The sequence below is a fragment of the Amycolatopsis sp. AA4 genome (genome assembly GCF_002796545.1).
Lineage (GTDB): Bacteria > Actinomycetota > Actinomycetes > Mycobacteriales > Pseudonocardiaceae > Amycolatopsis.
Genome location: NZ_CP024894.1, coordinates 2,632,271 through 2,651,392, shown reverse-complemented (window position 1 = coordinate 2,651,392; position 19,122 = coordinate 2,632,271). Strand labels below are relative to the sequence as shown.

Sequence of the window (19,122 nt, the reverse complement as noted above, 5' to 3'; positions counted from 1 at the left end):
GTCCGCGTCGAGAGAAAGCAACACCGCCGGCCATCCGAGGGTCCCGAACTCCGTTGCATTCCCCGAGAACCGGGTGTTGCGACGGCGTCGACCACCCGCACGGCCCTTCAGAGCCTTCTCCTGTTGGCGTGCTTCCCCGTCCGCTCTCGTAGGCTCTGCCGGTTCAGTCGGGGAGGCCCAGTCCGTAGAACCTCGCCAGGTCCTCTGCCCATCGGCGGGACCGCTGGGGTGCGTTGGCCAGCTGTTGCTGTGCCCGCTGTTCGGGCGTGGGTATCGCGGGCGCGTCGTTGCGGGCGGTGCGCCGGGAGCGTCGCGCGGGGGCGGTATGCCGTCCGTTCCGTTGGTCCTTCATCGGCCACCCGCGCCGCACGTTGCGCATGTCCTCTCGCTCTGATCCGTTGTCACGGTCGCTGCCTTTCGTGCGGCTCGGCGGGGTGGTCCGGGGGCGCGTGTCCGTGCATGGCGAACCGGCGGAAGTGGTTGCGAAGTCGACCACGAGCTGATCGGGCCCGGCTCGCATTCCGGAACGGTACCGCTGTCGCGGGGTGCGCCGGGTAAGGCGCATCGCTCGCGTGGGCGGTCCCGCCCGGTTCGGGGTTGCGCGGCGTGGACGGGCTCGTCAGCGTCGGGCGCGGCATGGGGACCACCTCGGAGAGGCGGGCCCGTGCTCGGCCCGTTCTGGAGGCGGGTCGAGCACGGGCCTGGCGCGGCGCCGGGTGCGTCGGCTACAGCGACGAAGGGCACTGCGTCGGGGTCCAGCATGCCGTGAAGCCGGTCACGCGCTGGTCCGCCTCCATGACCGCGGCGCGCCTCCGGATCGCCCCCGGCAGCTGCCGTGCCAGCCGCGCATTACCAGGCCCGAACAGCCGCACGTCAAAGTTCGCGCACGCCGTCAAGATCCGCATGAATCCCCATTTCAACCTCTTGCCCCGGACGTTCAGGAGCAGGTTCCTGGGCATGAAGCTCGACTACTTCGATAATCGAACCCGCAGGAATATGAAGGTCCGCCAACCCGAAACCCCTCTGCTGAGCAACATTGGCGTAATTGTACAGGTGGGCAGTTTGCTGATACCGTGTTCCGTCCGGATGATGGAAAGCAAATTCGAACGTCACGTACCACTGTGGAGGAAGCCGGACGGAAAGCGTCTGATTAGCGTTGTCCCACCGCCACTGGCAAACGTAGTTCGTGGCCTCCGGATCGGCTGGAAGCTGGTTGCCCGGCCCATTCGCGATCCCCTCGAAGCAGACGTCGTCGGGAGTTCCGGCGGAGGCGCTCTGCGCGGTGACGCCGGCGAACGCGACCGCGATCGCGCCCGCCGCGATCAATCGCTTCCACGACTTCGGCCGATCGCGACGCGAGGACGCCTCCTCGACTTCGTCGACAACATTTCGTTCCATTCGCATTCTACACCTTCCTTGATGTCGAATTCCGATCCCGGGGCCCCACGGGATACAAATACCAGTAAACACCCCTCTTCGCCCGCCGTGCAATATTCGAACGAGTGAAAATAGTCGCACGTGCAGCCCAGGCAACCACTGCTCGGATTCTCGTGAGGTATCCATGAGCCCGGCCTGCGCGCAGCAGGCGGCCCTCGAACGCCGTCGACGGGGAGCGTCAGGCGTCTACCAGGCCCTGCTCGAGGATGATCATGCTCAGTTCGCGCCCGTGACCACGACACGCCGCCCGAGATCGCACAGCGCGGGCGCCGCACTGTCGGCGGCGTCGTGGCCGCTCGCTAAATGAGCGTGAGCACCCACGAGCCAGACAACGGGCAGCCAGGCCAGTCCGGCTGCCGCGTGATCGGCTTCGGCGGGGTCCATGCCGAACAGGCTCGGCGCAACCCGTCGCCGTGCTCGACACCGCCCTCCCCCCAGCCGGCGTCACCGCGACGACCTGCTCGCCCGACGAACAGATACGCGAACAGGGGGCAGAAGCCAGCAACGCCGCAGGATCCTCTGTCACGACGCGCGAACGCCATGATTCCCGGCTCAGCTTGGCGGCCGTCGGGGAGACCACGTCCCTCGCCGTCCGCCGAGAACAAGGTGACGAGTGCTATACCGAGTCAAGCGGGGCGCGAAAGGACTGTCGGCACGAACGGCGCTGCCGACTCTCATTGGCGCCCGCGGTAGAACGACCCAGCGCCGGACTTCTCCGAAGGCCCGAGCGCGGACCGCGCGGCCGAGTCCGAGGCTGTGCCGGTCGCCGAGTGGCAACTTCAGGCCGGCGACGCGGACGTCACATGGTCGTCGAGCAGCCACCGGCCGAGTGGCCCGTCAGGAGGGCCATCAGCAGCAGTTCCGGGCGGTGCCGGTGACACCGTGGTTCGCGAGCTGATGCCCTCAGCGGGTCATCTCGAAGCACCGGACCGCGACCGGGACCACGATGCGCAGCAAGCCGAACGGTCCCGGCCCAGTCGCGACTGGGCCGGGACCGGAGCCGGTCGCCGGATCTCGAACGCCGCGGGGCCAGGTTGATCGCCGCTGTCGGGCGACCGTCCGAAGAGGACCGCGGCGGACTGCTCGGCGACCCGGCTCGGCTGCTCCCGACGCGGCACCTCCCGCGGTTCGGCAACCAGCCCTGCTCGCGGCGAATCGCCTTTGGACAGATCCCGGCAAGAAGGTCACGGAGAACCCGAAAGCCAGGGCCGTCTACGGCTACCGAGGGGTCAGCCGCGGCATCGGGGCGGGAGGCCAGCCGGCCGTCGCAAGTCCTGAGCGACTGGCGGGCCAGGACGCGGAGAGGAGCCAGCCTCCGGCCTCCTACCCACCGAGACTCTTCACTACCGCGTCGTCGATGATCTGTTTCACCGCGTCGGTGGTGAGCGAGTTGTCCTTCGACAGTGCCGCGACGGCTGCGCCGAGGCCGGTGACCTGCGCGCCGAGCGTCTTGAGCTGGCCGACGATCCGGCGGGTGTTCTCCGCCGCGTCGTAGATCGGCGTGCCGTTCGCGTCCGCGTCGCCGTTGGTCGCGCTGTCCGGGTAGCGGGCGAGCACGGCCGCGACGTAAGCGGAGTTCTGTGCGATGGCCGACAACTGCGCGGCCTGGGTGCTGTCCAACTCTGATACCTCCGTGTCGATCAAATGAGCGGTCGTGTACGCCTGGTTCCAGTCGACGAGCCCGGCCGAGCCGGGAAGCGTGCCGTCGCTGCGGTACTGGTGGACGTCGTAACGGGTCCTCGCCGGCTTGGCGCCGTAGCGCGCGATCCAAAGGACCGGGTTTTCGGGCCAGTCCTCGACCCCGGTCTGCCCGGCGAGCGCGTCGTTCATGTAGATCGCGGGCCGGACGCCGCGCTTGAGCATCTCCGAGCAGTAGGCGCGGCCGTGGTCGGTCGCTTCCTCCGCGCTCCAGACATGGATCTTCGGATCGCTCTCGATGTCGCAGGCGGGTGCCACGCTGGTCCCGCCGAGACGCTGGCACTCTGCCCACAGCACGCGTGCCTCCGCGGCGCCGTCGCCGGGCTGGGCGTAGACGTATCCGCCGAACGGGATGCCGAGCTGCCGGAACAAGGCGGCGTGCGCGTCCGCCGTATACACCGTGCCATCGGCAGTTTTCGAGTATTCCTGTGCGCCGTCGGCCATCTTCAGCCAGCCGTATTCGACGCCGGGCAGCGACGTGACGCCGCGCTGGTAGTACGGGTGGAGATCCACCCCTAGGCCAGTGGGCACGCTTAACCTCCGGTGGTCGTGGAATGAGCTCGCGGGTGCGGGGCCCGGCGCGCACCTTGCCCTGGCACGTGAAACCGCCGGGACGGTGATGACGGCAGCGCGAAACCGTCCGGGCAGGCGGAGCTGGGGCACCCTTGTCGCCTTGCGCTCGTCGGGATCGGGCAGGCTCCGGGTTCCCCTTGTGTCCGGTGGGTCCTGCCGGGCCGATGTCTCCGGCTTTGCGGTGGCTCCAGAGGAGCCAGTGAGGCCGTCGAGACCTTGATAACCCTCAGCCGCGTGAGGGTCGCGACTGGGAGGCCCGCGACGGCGGACGGCAGCAGCGCCCGTTTCCGCAGCCGCGGGTCAGCCCGCGTTCCGGGTTGGCCGTGGGGTCTGGCCCCGTGGGGTGCGGGACCCGCCGAACCGGGCTCGGCGGCGGGAGCGCCGGTGCCGCCGGTCTCGTCGCACCGGCGTTGGTCCGGATTTCCTGGAGCTGATTCAATAATTAGCCAAATAAGATGATCCGGCGGCAACGCCGAAATGCGCCGCAGGGAACCTGCGTCAAGAATCACGAAATGACGAACGCCTGCGCGGCGGCGGGCCTTCACCCGGATCACCCCGAGCCCGTAGGCCGTGCCCGGCGGCCTCGCCGGGCACGGTCTACGGGCTGCTTCATTCGCGACGCGACGCCGGACGCGCTGCTTCAGGCGTTGTCGGGCTTGAGCGGCTTCGGAGGGGTCGGCACATCGGGCTTTCCGGGGTCAGGACGCTCGGGCGTATCCGGCTTCTTCGCCTCGGCGTGCAGATGCTTCGACGCTTCGGTGACGGTATCGAAAGCCACGTTGCTCGTCGTCTCGGGACTTTGGTCGGCCGCCTTCTGCTCGCCCGCGAAGTCCTGGTAATTGCTGAAACTCGCCGCCAGGAAAGATTTTGCGATCAAGAGCCCCACCGGCGACTCTTCGGTAACGATCTTCGGATCCTGCGGAGTGTCCGGGATTCCCTCGAAAAGCTCCGGGTCTGAATACTCGCGGATGGGCCATTCTCCGGGAATGAACCCGTGCAGGTAGTTCGCGGCCTGCTCCGCAAGCAGAGCTTCGGCGGCCGCACCCTTAAAGACGTTGTCGAATAGCATTTACAGCTCCACTCTTGACGGTCGATGCGATTGTCAGTACTTGTAGAGCGCAGTGGGCTCGCCGTCGTTCGAATTCCGCCCGGAGACAGTAAGCGCCTCCGGATTGAACACTTCGTGTTCGCCCGCCAGCGTGGACACCACCTCCGCCCAGCCTTTTTGAGCGTACACCTCGCCGTACTTGACGATTCCCAAGATCCGAATGTCGAATACGATCACCTGCGTGTACTCCGGAGGCTCGATATTGCCCGTCGGGTCAGCAGTCTGGACTTTTTTCCAGGTTTTGAGGGAATCGATGCTCTTATAGGCATAATCCTGACTGCCGAATTTGACTGGTTCCGGATAGTACAATGCGACGTAGCCGCCGAAAACGATGGGGATCGTGTAGTCGTACCGCCGGACCTGGCGGCGCTGGGACGCCCGCACCACCACCCTGGAGCCCACGGTGCCGCTCATCGTCGAGGTCTGCGTCCATCCGGTCCGCAGGGAGCCGCTGACCTCGCCCGTGATGCCGAGCATCAGTTCGGCAGACACTTCGCCGGTGCCGGCCCCTTCGCTCGTCGACTCGACAGTATTCGTCTCTTCACTGGACACCTCGGCATGAGCGTGCGACTCGCCTCCGGTCTCTTCGGGATGGTCGTGCATGATCTGCTCTACCGACGTCATCCCCGCACAGGTGTCTTCTTTGCCGACTTCGATCGTCTGATGCAATTCGGCGGACGCCGAATCGCCGAAGGTGAGTTCGACCGTCCCGTCAAGCGACCAGCTGATCTCGTTCTCGATGGAAAATTCCACTGAATTTTCCCAGTTCATCGGCTGCGGGTCGGTACGGTTCACGTAGACCTGCTCAGAGATCACATCGGGTCGGGGCTGCACGATATCCGACCGCTCGTCAATGAGCGGCTCGCCCTTGTTCATGTACGCGAGCCAGCCCCGCGCCCTTGCCGTACGTTCGCTGTCCGGGTAATCGCCGTACCGGACATTGTTGATCGAGAACCCCGTCGGCAGCACCTTCCGGTCGTTCCCGTCTTTATCTTTCTGCTGCGCCACCGCCCGTACGTAGTAGTCGGCCGTGTAATCGCTCCCGAGCGTTGACGCAGTATCCGGAAGCAGCCTTCCCGCCCAATTCCGGAATTCATCGACGCGGCCCGCGATATCGAGTTCCTGCAAGTTTCGCTCAGTCAGGACATATCGCAGATAACGCGAGGGAATGTACGTCTTCCCCATCGGATTGTTGGTAGCCATGCGTGCTCCAATGCCGAGTGTTTAGAAATGGCTTCTGAGTGGTTCGCGCATTGATTTCCTAAAACCTAACGCTACCCATTCTCAACTCGTTGTCAACGAGCATCGCCGGAACTGTCCGTATTGTGAATATCAAATGCAATTGTTCACGCCTTGCCGGAACTCGCCGAATCACCTGGACCGCCCGGTCGATGCGCCGCAGTTCCGAGAAGGCTGGCAGAGCCGGGTTTCCCGCTTCGCGCTTATCGGCCGGCGTGCAAATTTTCACCGAGCTTTGCTCACCCGGCCGTGAATGTCGCTGCGACCGTGAAGCGCCGGACGCCAAACGGCTGCCCGGCCCGGACTGCCTTGCCGCCAGTTCGATGCCACGACAACCAAGCCCTTCGCGCCCGCGATCGGAAAGCGACAGAACCAGCAAGCGGCGCACGGTCAACGGGTCGGCGAGTCAGTGGATGCCGGAACAATACTTGCCCGACGAGCAGGGCGGTCAGCCTCTCGATCGCGCTCGCCGGCCGCGCCGGCACGAGCCCGACCGAGCACACGCTCAACCCGTCCCGCAGAGCAGTGGCCATCTTTCCGGCAACGACGTGTCACCGCCCCCCTCATTCGGTCCTGAACGCAACCGCCGCGTCGACGCGCTGAACCCGCCGGGGCGGCAAGCGATTCCGCGCATCCAAATACCCGGAGGAGGAGCTGCTCGGCGCTCGCCGGGAACGGCTGGGAGGAAACACGAGATCCGACCGCTCCGGGAGGCCGGCCCTTCACTGGTCCCCTGCCCGTACTGAGTACGACGAATTCCCGTTTCGGCAGCCACAGCAGCGCCCGTTTCGAAAGCCACCCGAGAATAGCCGGGCATACCGGAGTCCAGATGAGATCCGGCACGCTTGTGTCCATCGCCCGGTCGGCAGCCACCCTAGGTTTCGCCGCCGTGGCTTGCGGCCACCGGGAGTCCGCGCCACCAGCCCGGTCACGTTTCCCGCCCGCACACACTCGATGGTGAAAAGCGGCGGCAGCAGGCGAGATCCGGCTCGCCGACGGTTCCCGGACGGAGGAGATCGCCTCGGCGGCGGGCGTCGCCAGGCTGGTCGGCGTGCCGAGCGCGTTGGAGGTCGCGTTACGCGTCCGGGCCGGGGATCAAGTCGCGGAGGAGGCGTGGGCGAAGTGCGTCGGCGTGCTTGCGGAAGCGCTCGCTTGGGCCACCCCGGTTTCGGACTGCCGGACGGTGGTGGTCGGCGGTGGGCTGGCCGAATCCGGCGCTCTGTTGCTTGACCCGTTGGCCGCGGCCGTGTCCGCTCGGCTCGCAGGCATCCGGCCGTCGGCCATCGCCGCGGCCCGGCACGGGGCCGCGGCCGTCGTCGGGGCGACGCTGCTCCCGCGGGAACTGGTCGGGTCATTGTCGTCGTGCCCCGTCCCGCAGTCGACGCGATCGATCGCGCCGCCGCCGGGGTCGTGAACGTCGCGGTCGCGCTCTCCGTGACGGCGCACCAGCGCATGCCCTGCTGCCGCTGCGCAAACCGGCCGACGACGCCTCGCCCTCCCCCGAGGGTGGTCGCGTCATCCCTTCCGGGCCAAATCCGAACCCGGCTGCAGCGCAATGCAATAATCAATGAGCGACGCGTGAAATATTCCCGCCTCGCGCAGGAAGCAGCCGGTTGACAAACCAGCGATTCACCTTGCCTAATGGTCCATACCAAAACGGTCCGGCCAGATTCCGAACAGGAGCGAACATGAAATCGTTCCGTTTCCCGCGCCGCTTAGCTGCTTTCGCGGTGATCGTCGCACTGGCCGGCTCCGCGGCACCGGCTCACGCCGAGAGCGTCTCGCCCGCCCAGTAGGTACAGCCCTTGGATTCGACGACCTTGGGCACGTATTCGGCAGCCGACGAGCAAGGTCAACGGATCCGGACGATCCTGCGGAACAGTTCTCGCTATCTCATCGGGCCAGCCTACGCCGAAACTTATCGAGAGTACGCAAAGGACGGTTATCTGGACCTCGGCGGGAAAGACGAGCGGGCGATCCGCGTTCCGGCGATGGCCGCGTTGACAACCGCGGTCGCGCTCAAACTCGGCGCCTACGATTCGAATGGCCTCTCGGCATCGAAAGCCACTGCCCGGCTTGTCAACCTGGTGCGCTCTGTGGCCGCGCGCCACCGGGTGAACAACGACAACACCGCGACGTCCTGGGGAGGCGACTGGCAGACCGCGCTGTGGGCTTACTACGCCGGGGCGGCAGCGTGGTTGACGTGGGACTCGCTCTCCGCTGCCGACCGGGAAAAGGTCGTCAGGATGCTCGTATTCGAGGCGAACCGGTTGACCACGGGCGACGACGTCCGTCTCGTCGGCGACGGTTCTTGGCAGCTGTACATGAAGCGACGCGACGGCAAGGTGATCACGCCAGGCGACAGCAAGGCCGAGGAAGACAGCTGGAATGCCGGGCTGCTCGGTCTGGCCGCCGCGATGCTGCCCGGAAGTCCCGACGCGCGGCGGTGGGCTCGCCGCAACAGCGAACTGCTGGTGGCCAGCGCCGCGCGACCAGCCGACCTCGACAGCACGAAGACGATCGACGGGATCCAGTTGTCCACCTGGCTGCAGGGGACGAACATCGAGGACGACGGCATTCTTCGCAATCACCATCGGGTGCACCCGCTCTACATGGCCGCCTTCGACCAGAACCTCTATCAGGGGGCCATCTCCGCCCTCGGGCGCACCTGCGCCCCTGGTGCGGCCTTGCACAATATTCCGATCGTGTACCGCGCACTGGTTGACCGCCCGTTCTCCGGGAAGACCATCTACACACCCGGCTCTCCCGCCATCAGCTATCCGGAGGGCAACGACTGGGGCACTGAGTTCCCGTTCTATTTCGGGAACTTCGACCTGCTGGTGTCTCTCTACCAGCAGGACAGCGGGTCATCGGTCGGCGCTAGCACGTGGGAGCGGCTGCACGACGAGAAGCAACTGGCCCTGCAAGCGAGGTTCCCCGACGGCCGCACCTACGACGGGACGGACGAGAACAACTACTTCGGCCGGGAACAACGCGTCGGCGCCATGGCGGCCCAGGCATTCTTGTCGCTGTGGATGGCCCGAAACTCGCTCGGTTCCAAGGTGTGCTGGACGACCGCCTCCGACTCCGCGACATCGACCGCGCCGACATCGTCCTCGGCGACGCCCTCGACTTCGCGGCCCGCCAACACGAGCCCGACGACGTCCGGCATGCCAGCGGACGCCCGGCGGCCGGCGGCTCCGGCGGCCGCAGCACCCGCAACCGGCCCGTTCTACCGCGGCCCGCTCGCCACGACCGGCGCGGATATCCGCGGCTACCTCATCGGCGGCGCGTTGCTGCTCATCGGCGGCGCGCTGATGGCGGCAGTGTCAATGCACCGCAAGCGATTTCGCCGAAGCCGCACAGTCCGGTCGCGAGCGGAAGCCTGACGGGAGCAAGGCCCGCGGACCCTCTACCTGGGTTGCCAACGACCTTTCCGAACGTCTCCCGCCATTGTGCCCAGTCGCACCCAGCACGCCGAGGTGCTCAAATGTGCTCCAGAGCCGATGGAGCTTTCACGCCGCAGATTCCGGGGCCGAGCCCTAAGCGGCTCACTACGATCGACGTCTGCGCATCGCGCAGGTGATCTTGTGCGAGTTCTCGTCTGAGGCTTCGACAACGCTGGTCGAAGGCCAGAGCTTGATACCTGGAATCGGCCGCCTGTATCGAGTCGTCGCGAGCAAGCGTCCGCGGTCAGTGAATAGTCCCCGCAGGCGGCCGGAGATGGCCCCGCTGATGGCCACCGGGATCCCCGTGGACGACCGGATATCTCCCCGGAAGACAGTCCGAGATGCTGTGCGGCGGTCGCACCGAGCACCGGGTTCGCCCGGTCGACGACTGCTTGCCGAAGATCGGGAAGCTGATGGTGCGCTCGAGGACAGGGCAAACGAAATCGCTGCCACAACCGGCAACGAAAAACGTCGCCACCAGATAAAGAGCACCCATCGATGCTCCGGTCAGGGCGCGGTCCTGGCCACCGCGATCGTGCTGGCTCCCGCGCCCGGCAGCGGGGTCGGCCCGAACCAGCCCAGGCAGACCACCATCGCGTCGTCTTCCGCTTGGGCGTGGTCGCGGCGGGTGGCGAGTTCTCGCAGGACCATGCCCGGCACGTGCGCCGCGGGCAGGTCGGCAGTGGTCACGACCGCCTCGGACAGTTCGCGGTCGCCGCAGAGTTCGCCGAGGAGGCCGGTCGCGTTGTAGACGCCGTCGCTGACGAAGACGAACCGGTCTCCGTCGAGCGCCTGGAATCGGTGCGGCACCGTTTCTAGCGAAGCTGATCCAGAGTCCGCTCGACATTGCGGCGCGTAGCCAGCGCGGCAGCCTCCGCGTCGCCGGCTTCGATCGCCTCCACCAGGTCGTGGTGGGCCTGGTGGAGGTCGTCCGTGCTGGTTTCGCCGTTGTCCAAGGTGGTGACATCGGCGGCCACGGCGCGCATGGCGTCGAGGAAGGAATCGAATACGTCGAGCAGCACCGGGTTGTGCGCGGCCAGGACGACTGCCCGGTGGAACGCGACGTCCGCGTCCAGCAGTTCGGGGAGCGAGGCGGCTCGGTCACGGGCCTTGAGCGCTTTGCGGAGCGCTTTGAGGTCCGCGGCGGTGCGTCGGGTCGCGGCGAGGGCACCCGCCTCGACTTCCAGGGCGACGCGGACCTCGTACACGTCGATCGCCGCGGCCGTGCGCAGTTTGCGGTCCAAATCGGACAGCGGGGTCGCCGAGGCGACGTAGGTGCCCGAACCCTGCTGGGAGTACAGCTGACCGGCGGAGATGAGAGCCCGGACGGCCTCCCTCGCCGTGGACCGGCCGACTCCGAGCAGTTTGCTCAGCTCGACTTCGTTGGGCAGCTTGGCCCCGACCGGCCATTCGCCCTCGCCGATCAGCCGGCGCAGTTCGGCCGTCGCCGCGTCGACCAGCGAGGTTCGCTGCACCGACCGGACCGTCATGTCAGACTCCCTTTTCCGCTTAGTACCCCGGCCAGCAAGGTATCAGGTCACCAGCTCCTCAGAGGGGTGCGCGGACGGCTGAACAGGCAGGACGCGGTCCCGCAGGCGGGTGCCGAACACCACGGCGATGAGGTACACCGCGAGCACCGCGCCCAGGGTGAACCGCAACCCCTCGGAGTCGGCCAGCCAGCCGAACAGCGGCGAGGTCAGCCCGCCGACCGACATCGCCAGGCCGAGCGTCAGCCCGCTGGCCGTACCGGGTCGCGTCGGCAGGTAGTCCTGGGCGAGCGTCACCTGGTTGGCGAACGGCAGGAACATCGCGAGTCCTAACAGGACGGTGCTGAGTTCCAGCACGGGATAAGCCGGGCTGAACACCACTCCGGCCAGCGCCGGAATGCCCAGCAGGTATCCGGCCCGGATCGGGGTCAGGCGACCGAACCAGTCGCCCAGCCAACCTCCGAGCACCGTACCCGCGGCACCGGCAAGCGTGAACGACGTCAGCGTCACCGCCGCGACTGCTGTCGAAGCGTGCAACTCGCGAATCGCGTACAGCGAAAGCAGCGAACTGACTGTCACATAAGGGATCGACCATCCGACCGTTGCCGCGACCAGCCTGCCGAAGGCCCGCCAGTCGTCCGAGACGTCCGTTGTGGACTGTCCGGCCGCGGTTCCGCTGGTGGCCAGCACGGGGACATTGCGGCGATTGAGCAACCACAGCAACGCCATCACCGCCGCCGGGACCGCCAGCAGGTAGCTTCCCGACAGGCCGAGCGAGCCGACGACCGCGGTGACCAGAGCGGGAGCGAGCGAACTGCCCAGCGTGCCGCCCACCGAGAACAAGCTCATGGCGCGTTGCGACCGGCCGCCCGCCGCCCGAGCCTGATTGGTCGCGGGCGGATGGTAGGCGGCCACGCCGATTCCCGCGATGGCAACGCAAATCCAGGTGAGCAGATAGCTGTCCGCGAAACCGGCGCCGGCGATTCCGGCGGCGGCCACGAGGAACCCCAGCGGGGCCAGCCAGTCTCGCCGGGACCGGTCGACGATCATGCCGAACACCGGCTGCACGACGCTGGACAAACCCGTTGCGGCCAAGGCGATTCCGGACACCGCCGCGTAGCTGTAGTGCCGCTCGCTCATCAGGAACGGCAGCAACGCGGGCACCGCGCCCTGGTACAGGTCGTTGACGACGTGGGTTCCGGTCAGGAAGCCCAGTTGAGCTTTTCTCATCGCCGTGCCCGCTCCAGTTGTGCCGCAACGGAAATGAGGGTCGTCTCGGCGCCGTAGCGGCCGGTGAGCAGCACCCCCGCGGGCAACCCGCCGGGTGTCCGGAGCGCCGGGGCGGTCAGCGACGGCTGGCCGGTGATGTTGGCCAGCGGCGTGAGCGGATGAAACTCCAGCATGTTCTCGAAGGTGCGCGCGGGATCCGCGTCGACGAGGCCGCCCACCAGCGGCGGCAGGGTGGCCGTGGCGGAACTGAGGACGACGTCGAACCGGTCGTAGCGGTCGGCGATCCGGCGGGCGGTGGCCTGCATCGACCCGAGCGCGGACATGAGGGTCACCGCGTCGTAGCCGCGTGCCTTCTCCCGCAGCCAGCGGGTCAGCGGCAGCAGGTCCTGCTCCCGTTCGGCGGGAACCGGCACCGACGCGGCGAGCACCGACCACACGACGGTGAAATCGTCGCGGTAGTCGTCCGGAACCGTCGGCGCGGCCTCCTCCACGTCGTGTCCCAGATCCGCGAGCAGCGCGGCAGTGTCTTCGCACGCCCGGCGGCACCACGGGTCGTCGTTCGGCTGCCCTTCGAGCACGCCGATCCGCAACCGGCCGGGGTCGCGCTCGGCGCTGCTCGCGAAGTGCCCGGGCGGGGTCGGCGGCAACTGGTGGGTGTCGCCGGGACGCGCGGTGCTCAGGACGTCCAGCAGCAGTGCGGCGTCCGCGACCGTGCGGGCGATCGGACCCGCGGTGGCCAGCCCGGCCGAATCCGGCCCGGGAGCGGGGCTCACCCGGCCCCTGGTCGGCTTGATCCCGACCAGCCCGCAGCACGCGGCCGGGATCCGCACCGAGCCGCCGCCGTCGCTGCCCTGCGCGGCCGGAGCCAGTCCAGCCGCGACCGAGGCGGCGGCCCCGCCGCTGGACCCGCCCGCGGTGCGCGCGAGGTCGTGCGGATTGCGGGCCGCGCCGAACACCGTCTCGGTGTAGGAGGAGCATCCGAACTCGGCCGCGTTGGTCTTGCCGAGCAGCACCATGCCCGCCTGGCGCAATTGCGTCACGACCGCCGCGTCCACTTCGGCGACCCGCTCGGCGAAGACCTTCGAACCCGAGGTGTAGCGCAGCCCCTTCACCGGCCAGGTGTCCTTCACCGAGACCGGCACGCCGCACAACACCGGCAGGTCCCGCCTGCCGGACAGAACGAGCGCCTCCGCCTCGCGGGCGGCCGCGAGCGCCCCCTCGTGGTCCACCGTGAGGTAAGCGCCCACTTCGTCGTTCTCGCGATCGATCCGGCCCAGGTACTCCTCGGCGAGCTCCACCGGGGACACCTCGCGGGCCCGCACCGCTGCCGCCAGCTCGGCCAGCGTCAGATCCGTCATCTCAACTCCTCATGTCATCTGAGGACTTGGACGGTAACCGACGCCGTCGGGTTAGGCAAGCCTTACCCGGCGGACTCCCGGCCGCCGCGTGCGTCGGGAATCCTCAGTGGACGGTGAATCCGCCGTCGACCGGAAGCGCGGTCCCGACCACGAAACTGGCCCCGGGACTGCACAACCACAGCACCGCCTCGGCCTGGTTCTCGACCAGGTCGGCCACCATCGGCGTATCGAGCACACCGGGGCACACCGCGTTGACGCGTGATAATTCGCACGCTCGGGCAAGCCGGCCAGCCCGCCCGGCCAGCGTTGTTGAACGCCATGTCCAGTCGGCCGTTCTCCGTCACCGCGCGTTGCACGGCCGCTGCCACTTGCTGCTCGTCGGTCACGTGCAGGCGACGCCGATCGCTCGCGGGCCGATCTCGTCGGCCACGTTGCGGACGGCGTCGCGGTCTAGGGGTTCATCATGGTTTCCTGGTTCACGGCTTCAGCAGCGTTTTGACGGCACGGCGCTCGTCCATCGCCCGGTAGCCTTCGGCGGCCTCCTCGAGCGGGAGGGTGAGGTCGAAGACGCGGCCCGGGTCGATCTCGCGGTCCCAGATGAGCCGGATCAGCCCGGGCAGGAACCGGCGCACCGGAGCGGGGCCGCCGAGCAGGTGGACCTCGGCGAAGAACAGTTCCTCGCCGGGAAGCTCTACGCCGTGCGCGACCCCGACGTAGCCGACGTGCCCGCCGGGACGCGTCGAACGAATGGCCTGCATCATCGATTCCTGGGTGCCGACCGCTTCGATCACACTGTGCGCGCCGTATCCGCCGGTGAGTTCCTTGATCCTCGCGACGCCCTCGTCACCGCGCTCCGCGACGATGTCGGTCGCGCCGAATTCGCGGGCGAGCTGCTGCCGCGACGCGTGCCGCGACATCGCGATGATCCGCTCCGCGCCCAGGTGCTTGGCGGCCAGCACGGCGAGGAGACCGACCGCGCCGTCGCCGACCACGGCCACGGTTTTGCCCGGCCCGGCCTCCGCGGCCACGGCGCCGAACCAGCCCGTTCCGAGCACGTCGGACGCGGCCAGCAGGGAGGGAATCAGGTCGTCGTCCGGCATTCCGGGGGTGGCGACGAGGGTCCCGTCGGCCAGCGGCACCCGCAGGTACTCCGCCTGCGCCCCGCCGGCCCCGACGTACTCGACATGCGCGCACCGCGACTGATAGCCGGCTTCGCAGATCTCACAGGTGTTGTCCGAGGCGAAAAACGACCTGACGACGAAGTCGCCGACCGCGAGGTTCTTCACCTCGTCCCCGATTTCGGCGACGACACCGACGTACTCGTGCCCCATCGGCGTCGGCCCGGCCACCTCGTTGACGCCGCGGTAATCCCACAGGTCCGAACCGCACACGCAGCTCGCCGACACGCGCACGATCGCGTCGGTCGGCGCGACGATGACGGGGTTTTCGCGCTCTTCCACTCGGACGTCGCCCGGGCCGTACAACACAGTTCCACGCACTTGGCATTCCTCTTTAGACAGGTCTTCGGGGGTGGCCTCTTCACCGTCCGTCATCTCGCGACGGCCTGCCAGGCACTGTCAGAACCCCCCAGAACGGCCGCCTCGACCTGCTCGCGACCCAGCGAGTCAGCACCGACGAAAGATCAGATGTAAAACACCCCGCCGTCGACCTGGCACACTGCGCCAAATCGGGACAGATTCCCCGGGATATCCTTGATTCACGGCGACTTCCCACCTCCGGAAGCCACCCGTACACCTCCTTGACTGCCGATGCGCCCTCCTGCATAGTCTCCTAGACATCGGATGTCATGGGCGCGCAGGACATCTCCCGATGCCTGGTCAAGGAGGACCTGAATGGCCAACCGCCGGCTTGTGAGCATCGTCCTGTCCGCCGTCGCCGGGTTAGGCGGCACGTTCGCCCTCGGGCCGCCGGCCGCCGCGAGCGGACCGCCGCCGATGACGGTCTACGCCGCCCCGAACGCGGACGCGCCGCCCGGAAACCCCTGCACCCAGCCGCGGCCGTGTTCGCTTTCCCAGGCGCAGCAACGGGTCCGGCACCTGCTCGACACGGGTGTCGGCGACCATCGCGACCTCGTGGTCAAGCTCGCCGGGGGCGCCTATCATCTCGCCGCTCCGCTGGCGTTCGGCCCGCAGGACTCCGGACGCAACGGGCACACCGTGACCTGGCAGCCGGCGACCGACGCCGCCGTGACGATCAGCGGCGGACGGCCGTTGCGTCCGAACTGGCAGCCCACCGCACCCGGCAGCAAGATCGTGACCGCGACCGTCCCGGCCGGGCTGGACTTCGACGGCCTGTTCGTCAACGGCCAGCGCCAGATCCTGGCCCGCTATCCGAACTACGACCCGAACGCGGCCCGGCTGCAGGGGTCGACCTCGCTGGCCGCCCTCGAACGGGAATCGGCGAAATGGGCGGACCCGTCGACCGCGCTGGTGCGCGCGATGCACTGCGGCGACTGGGGTTCTGTCTCGTTCACCGTCAGCGGGCGCACCGCCGACGGGCTCGCGCTGCACTACGTCGGCGACAACAACCGGCCGCAGGATTGCGGGCTGGCACAGGGAAACGGGCCCGGCCGGATCGGACCGGCGATGGCCGAGAACGTCAAGGAAGAACTCGACGCTCCCGGCGAGTGGTTCTACGACCGCGCGAGCGGTCAGCTGCTCTACTACCCGCCGGACGGAACCGACCTTTCCGCCGCGACCGTCGAAACCGCGGAACAGGACCAGCTCTTCACCCTCACCGGGACCTCTCCGGCCAATCCCGTACACGACATCACGCTGCGCGGGCTGCACTTCACCGCGACACACCGCACGCTCTTCAACAGCCCGTTCGAGGCCGACGCCAAGGGCGACTGGTCGGTCGTCCACAAGGGTGCGGTATCTCTGAAGAACGCGGCTGACATCTCAGTCACCGGGTCGTTCTTCGACCAGCTCGGCGGCAACGGCGTCTTCCTCGACGGCTACAACAAGCACAACACGATCAGCGACAACAAGTTTGAGTCCGACGGCGCCACGGACGTCCAGATCGTCGGCTCGCCGCGCGCGGTGCGCGACTACTCCGGCAACTACTACGACAACGTCGCCGTCACCGACACCGCGCCCGGGCCGAAAACCGACGACTATCCCCGCGACATCGTCGTGCGGAACAACCTCATGCAGAACATGGGCCGGTTCGAAAAGCAGTCCTCCGGCGTCAACATCTCGATGAGCGCGGACGTCACGGTCGACGGCAACACCATCTCCGACAGCCCGCGCGCGTGCCTCAACATCGAGGACGGCACCTGGGGCGGGCACGACGTCAAGAACAACGACCTGTTCAACTGCGTCGAGGAAACCGGCGACAACGGGTCGATCAACGTATGGGGCCGCGGCCGGTTCTGGGCCAGTTCCGGCAACAACACGCTCGCGCCGGGCACGAGTTTCGAAGGCACCACCGGCACCGCGCTGACCGACGCCCAGGCGCGGCGTCTGATGAAGCTGGACGTCGTCCGGCCGATCACCATTCAGCACAACCGGTTCTGGCACGCCGGGGACTGGGCGATCGACCTCGACGACGGCTCGTCCAATTTCCGTCTGCTGGACAACCTCATTCTCAAGGGCGGGATCAAACTGCGCGACGGGTACGAGCGCACGGTGCGGAACAACCTGCTCGTGGACGGCTCGATCTACGAGCAGGTCAGCCATTCCGACTGCGGCGACCTCATCGAGCACAACATCACCCTCGGTCCGCAGGCGTACAACAACGTGCTGAACAATCCGTCCACCGCCAAGTACGGCGTCGACCGAAACCTTTTCTGGAACGACCGCTATCCGGTTTACGTCAACCCCGACGGCAGCGGCAACGAGGCGCTTTCCGCGGACGGCGCCACGATCAACCCCCAATCGGCCTGGGTTCGCGCCGGGATGGACCCGCATTCGCTCGTCGCCGACCCGAAGTTCGCCGCGGCCGATCCCCCGGCGAGCTACGATTTCACCGTCGCCGCCGATTCGCCCGCGATCAGCCTCGGCTATGCCAACTTCCCGATGACCGGCTTCGGCGCCTCGGGGGCGCCGCGCCCGCCCAAGGCAGTCTTCGCTAACGGCCCCGGCTCCGGCGGTCCGGCCAACGGGCTGATCGTCCAACCCGAAATGCTCATGGGGGCCACCGCTACCAATATCCCGTCCCTCGCGGTCCAGTCGTCCCTTGGCCTGACCAAGCCGTACGGCCTCTACCTGTCCTCAGTGCCGCAGGGCAGCTACGCGGCTCAGAACGGGTTGCGGACCGGTGACGACATCACCGCCGTCAACGGCACTTCAGTGACCGACGATCGCAATACCTTCTGGCTCAGCTACAACAGACTCGCGCCGGGTGCGCCGATCACGCTGACCGTGCGGCGCGGGCAGGCTGACGTCACTGTTCACCTTGCCAAGACACGGGAAGCGGAACTGCTCAACAACACTTCCGGCGTCGTCTACACCAACACCGGAGCGCCGTCGACGGGATGGATCTGGCGCGGCAGTTCAGCCGGGGGCGCGAATTCGTATCTCGACGACATCTGGGCGACCCAGAACGTCGGTGATTCGTGGAGTTTCACGTTCTACGGAACGGGAATCGACATCATCTCCGAAACCAACACGGACGAGGGCGATGTCGACCTGACCTTGGACGGCTCGCCCTACCGGACGGTCAGTTTCGTCACGCCGACGCGGGAGTACCAGTCGACGGTGGCGACTGTCTCGGGGCTGCCGCCGGGGGTGCACACCGTTACGGGGACGATGAAGAACGGCAGTTATCTGATCGTGGACGCTTTCCGGACTCATCCGTAGCTCATGCTGACGTGCCGTGCGCGTGGTGCCTTGCCGGCGTCACGCGCACGGCATTTTCCTATTCAGCAACAGGACCGGTATTCGTCAGGCGATAGTCGAGCGGCAACGCCGGGGTCGGCGTCGCCGTGACGTGCAGCCGGGTGTAATGACCGCCGACCAATCCGCTGGCGGTCACCGCCGTCGGAACCGAAATCAGTATGCTGGACGCGCAACTGGGAACGCAGTCGTACTCCCAGAAGCTGCCCGTCGCGTGCGCGGTCGCCTCGCCCCAGCCCGACCAACGCAGCTGGCCGATCCCCATTTTCTGGTCCGCACAGGCCAAGTTCAGCCACGAAGGCGCGACGACGGCGGGCCCTTCGCAGCGGTAGACGGTCAGCGACGGCTTCGCGACAGCGGCTGAATGCTTCGCCGGCGACGCCGCTGCGGTCGTTTGCGGCACCGCCGATGGAGCCGTCGAGATGGTCGGCGACGTGGTCGCGGGTTCGCTGGCGGCTGGCGCGGACCCCGAAGGCGCTGGGCCGCCCACGGGATCCGAGGTGCATGCCGTCGCAGCCACCGCGATCAGTACCAGCGCTCCCGCGCCGAGCAACGGTCTTCGGATTCTCCACTCAGTCATGACAAATCCCCTCCCCGGCCGGACCTCCGCGGCCCGGCTACGGAGAAGAGGACGCGCAAGCCTCCGCGAGGTTGCGCGCCTCCCCTAAGTCCACTTAGGACACC

At 67.5% G+C, this 19,122-nt stretch carries 16 protein-coding genes; 3 read left to right on the top strand and 13 right to left on the bottom strand.

What is annotated here, in order from left to right; all coding sequences use genetic code 11:
- Positions 1–163 precede the first annotated feature (163 nt).
- The 6 genes from CU254_RS42970 to CU254_RS12600 all read right to left on the bottom strand — a co-directional run bounded on the left by CU254_RS42970 (position 164) and on the right by CU254_RS12600 (position 6,001).
- Positions 164–352 (bottom strand): hypothetical protein, encoded by a 189-nt coding sequence (locus CU254_RS42970; RefSeq protein ID WP_159396477.1) that lies wholly within the window; start codon positions 350–352, stop codon positions 164–166.
- 521 nt (positions 353–873) lie between these two features.
- Positions 874–1,404 carry a hypothetical protein gene (locus tag CU254_RS42965; RefSeq protein WP_009076198.1) on the bottom strand — a complete coding sequence of 177 codons (531 nt, stop codon included), beginning with the start codon at positions 1,402–1,404 and terminating at the stop codon, positions 874–876.
- Positions 1,405–1,653: 249 nt separating this feature from the next.
- Positions 1,654–1,821, bottom strand: coding sequence for a hypothetical protein (locus CU254_RS42960; protein WP_158688013.1), 168 nt, complete (start codon positions 1,819–1,821; stop codon positions 1,654–1,656).
- Between the two features lie 939 nt (positions 1,822–2,760).
- Positions 2,761–3,666, bottom strand: a complete 906-nt coding sequence (locus CU254_RS12610) for a GH25 family lysozyme (RefSeq protein ID WP_158688012.1) — start codon at positions 3,664–3,666, stop codon at positions 2,761–2,763.
- Positions 3,667–4,348: 682 nt separating this feature from the next.
- Positions 4,349–4,777: a hypothetical protein gene (locus CU254_RS12605; protein ID WP_009076194.1), complete on the bottom strand. Its 429-nt coding sequence runs from the start codon at positions 4,775–4,777 to the stop codon at positions 4,349–4,351.
- A 33-nt stretch (positions 4,778–4,810) separates the two neighbouring features.
- Positions 4,811–6,001, bottom strand: a complete 1,191-nt coding sequence (locus tag CU254_RS12600) for a gluconolaconase (protein WP_158688011.1) — start codon at positions 5,999–6,001, stop codon at positions 4,811–4,813.
- A 1,036-nt stretch (positions 6,002–7,037) separates the two neighbouring features.
- Between CU254_RS12600 and CU254_RS12595 the strand changes: the two genes are divergently transcribed.
- Entirely contained in the window at positions 7,038–7,469 is a 432-nt protein-coding gene (locus CU254_RS12595; RefSeq protein WP_078560761.1) for an ROK family protein, read from the top strand.
- A 391-nt stretch (positions 7,470–7,860) separates the two neighbouring features.
- Entirely contained in the window at positions 7,861–9,444 is a 1,584-nt protein-coding gene (locus CU254_RS12590) for a hypothetical protein (protein WP_009076188.1), read from the top strand.
- Positions 9,445–10,011: 567 nt separating this feature from the next.
- On the opposite strand, the gene CU254_RS12585 is transcribed toward CU254_RS12590, so the two are convergent.
- The 6 genes from CU254_RS12585 to CU254_RS12560 all read right to left on the bottom strand — a co-directional run bounded on the left by CU254_RS12585 (position 10,012) and on the right by CU254_RS12560 (position 15,078).
- A complete protein-coding gene (locus CU254_RS12585; RefSeq protein ID WP_009076186.1) occupies positions 10,012–10,314 on the bottom strand; it encodes a SpoIIE family protein phosphatase in 303 nt (100 codons plus the stop codon).
- 5 nt (positions 10,315–10,319) lie between these two features.
- Positions 10,320–10,994, bottom strand: a complete 675-nt coding sequence (locus CU254_RS12580; RefSeq protein WP_009076184.1) for a FadR/GntR family transcriptional regulator — start codon at positions 10,992–10,994, stop codon at positions 10,320–10,322.
- A gap of 42 nt (positions 10,995–11,036) precedes the next feature.
- Positions 11,037–12,221, bottom strand: a complete 1,185-nt coding sequence (locus CU254_RS12575; protein ID WP_009076183.1) for an MFS transporter — start codon at positions 12,219–12,221, stop codon at positions 11,037–11,039.
- Entirely contained in the window at positions 12,218–13,579 is a 1,362-nt protein-coding gene (locus tag CU254_RS12570; RefSeq protein ID WP_009076181.1) for an amidase, read from the bottom strand. The genes CU254_RS12575 and CU254_RS12570 overlap by 4 nt, the downstream gene beginning before the upstream one ends.
- Positions 13,580–13,682: 103 nt before the next feature.
- Positions 13,683–13,814, bottom strand: a complete 132-nt coding sequence (locus CU254_RS43625; RefSeq protein ID WP_199841128.1) for an SDR family oxidoreductase — start codon at positions 13,812–13,814, stop codon at positions 13,683–13,685.
- 241 nt (positions 13,815–14,055) lie between these two features.
- A complete protein-coding gene (locus CU254_RS12560; RefSeq protein WP_009076179.1) occupies positions 14,056–15,078 on the bottom strand; it encodes a zinc-dependent alcohol dehydrogenase family protein in 1,023 nt (340 codons plus the stop codon).
- 354 nt (positions 15,079–15,432) lie between these two features.
- On the opposite strand from CU254_RS12560, the gene CU254_RS12555 reads away from it, so the two are divergent.
- Positions 15,433–18,402, top strand: a complete 2,970-nt coding sequence (locus CU254_RS12555; RefSeq protein ID WP_009076177.1) for a right-handed parallel beta-helix repeat-containing protein — start codon at positions 15,433–15,435, stop codon at positions 18,400–18,402.
- Between the two features lie 58 nt (positions 18,403–18,460).
- On the opposite strand, the gene CU254_RS12550 is transcribed toward CU254_RS12555, so the two are convergent.
- Positions 18,461–18,991 carry a hypothetical protein gene (locus CU254_RS12550; protein WP_037713455.1) on the bottom strand — a complete coding sequence of 177 codons (531 nt, stop codon included), beginning with the start codon at positions 18,989–18,991 and terminating at the stop codon, positions 18,461–18,463.
- Positions 18,992–19,122: the final 131 nt, after the last annotated feature.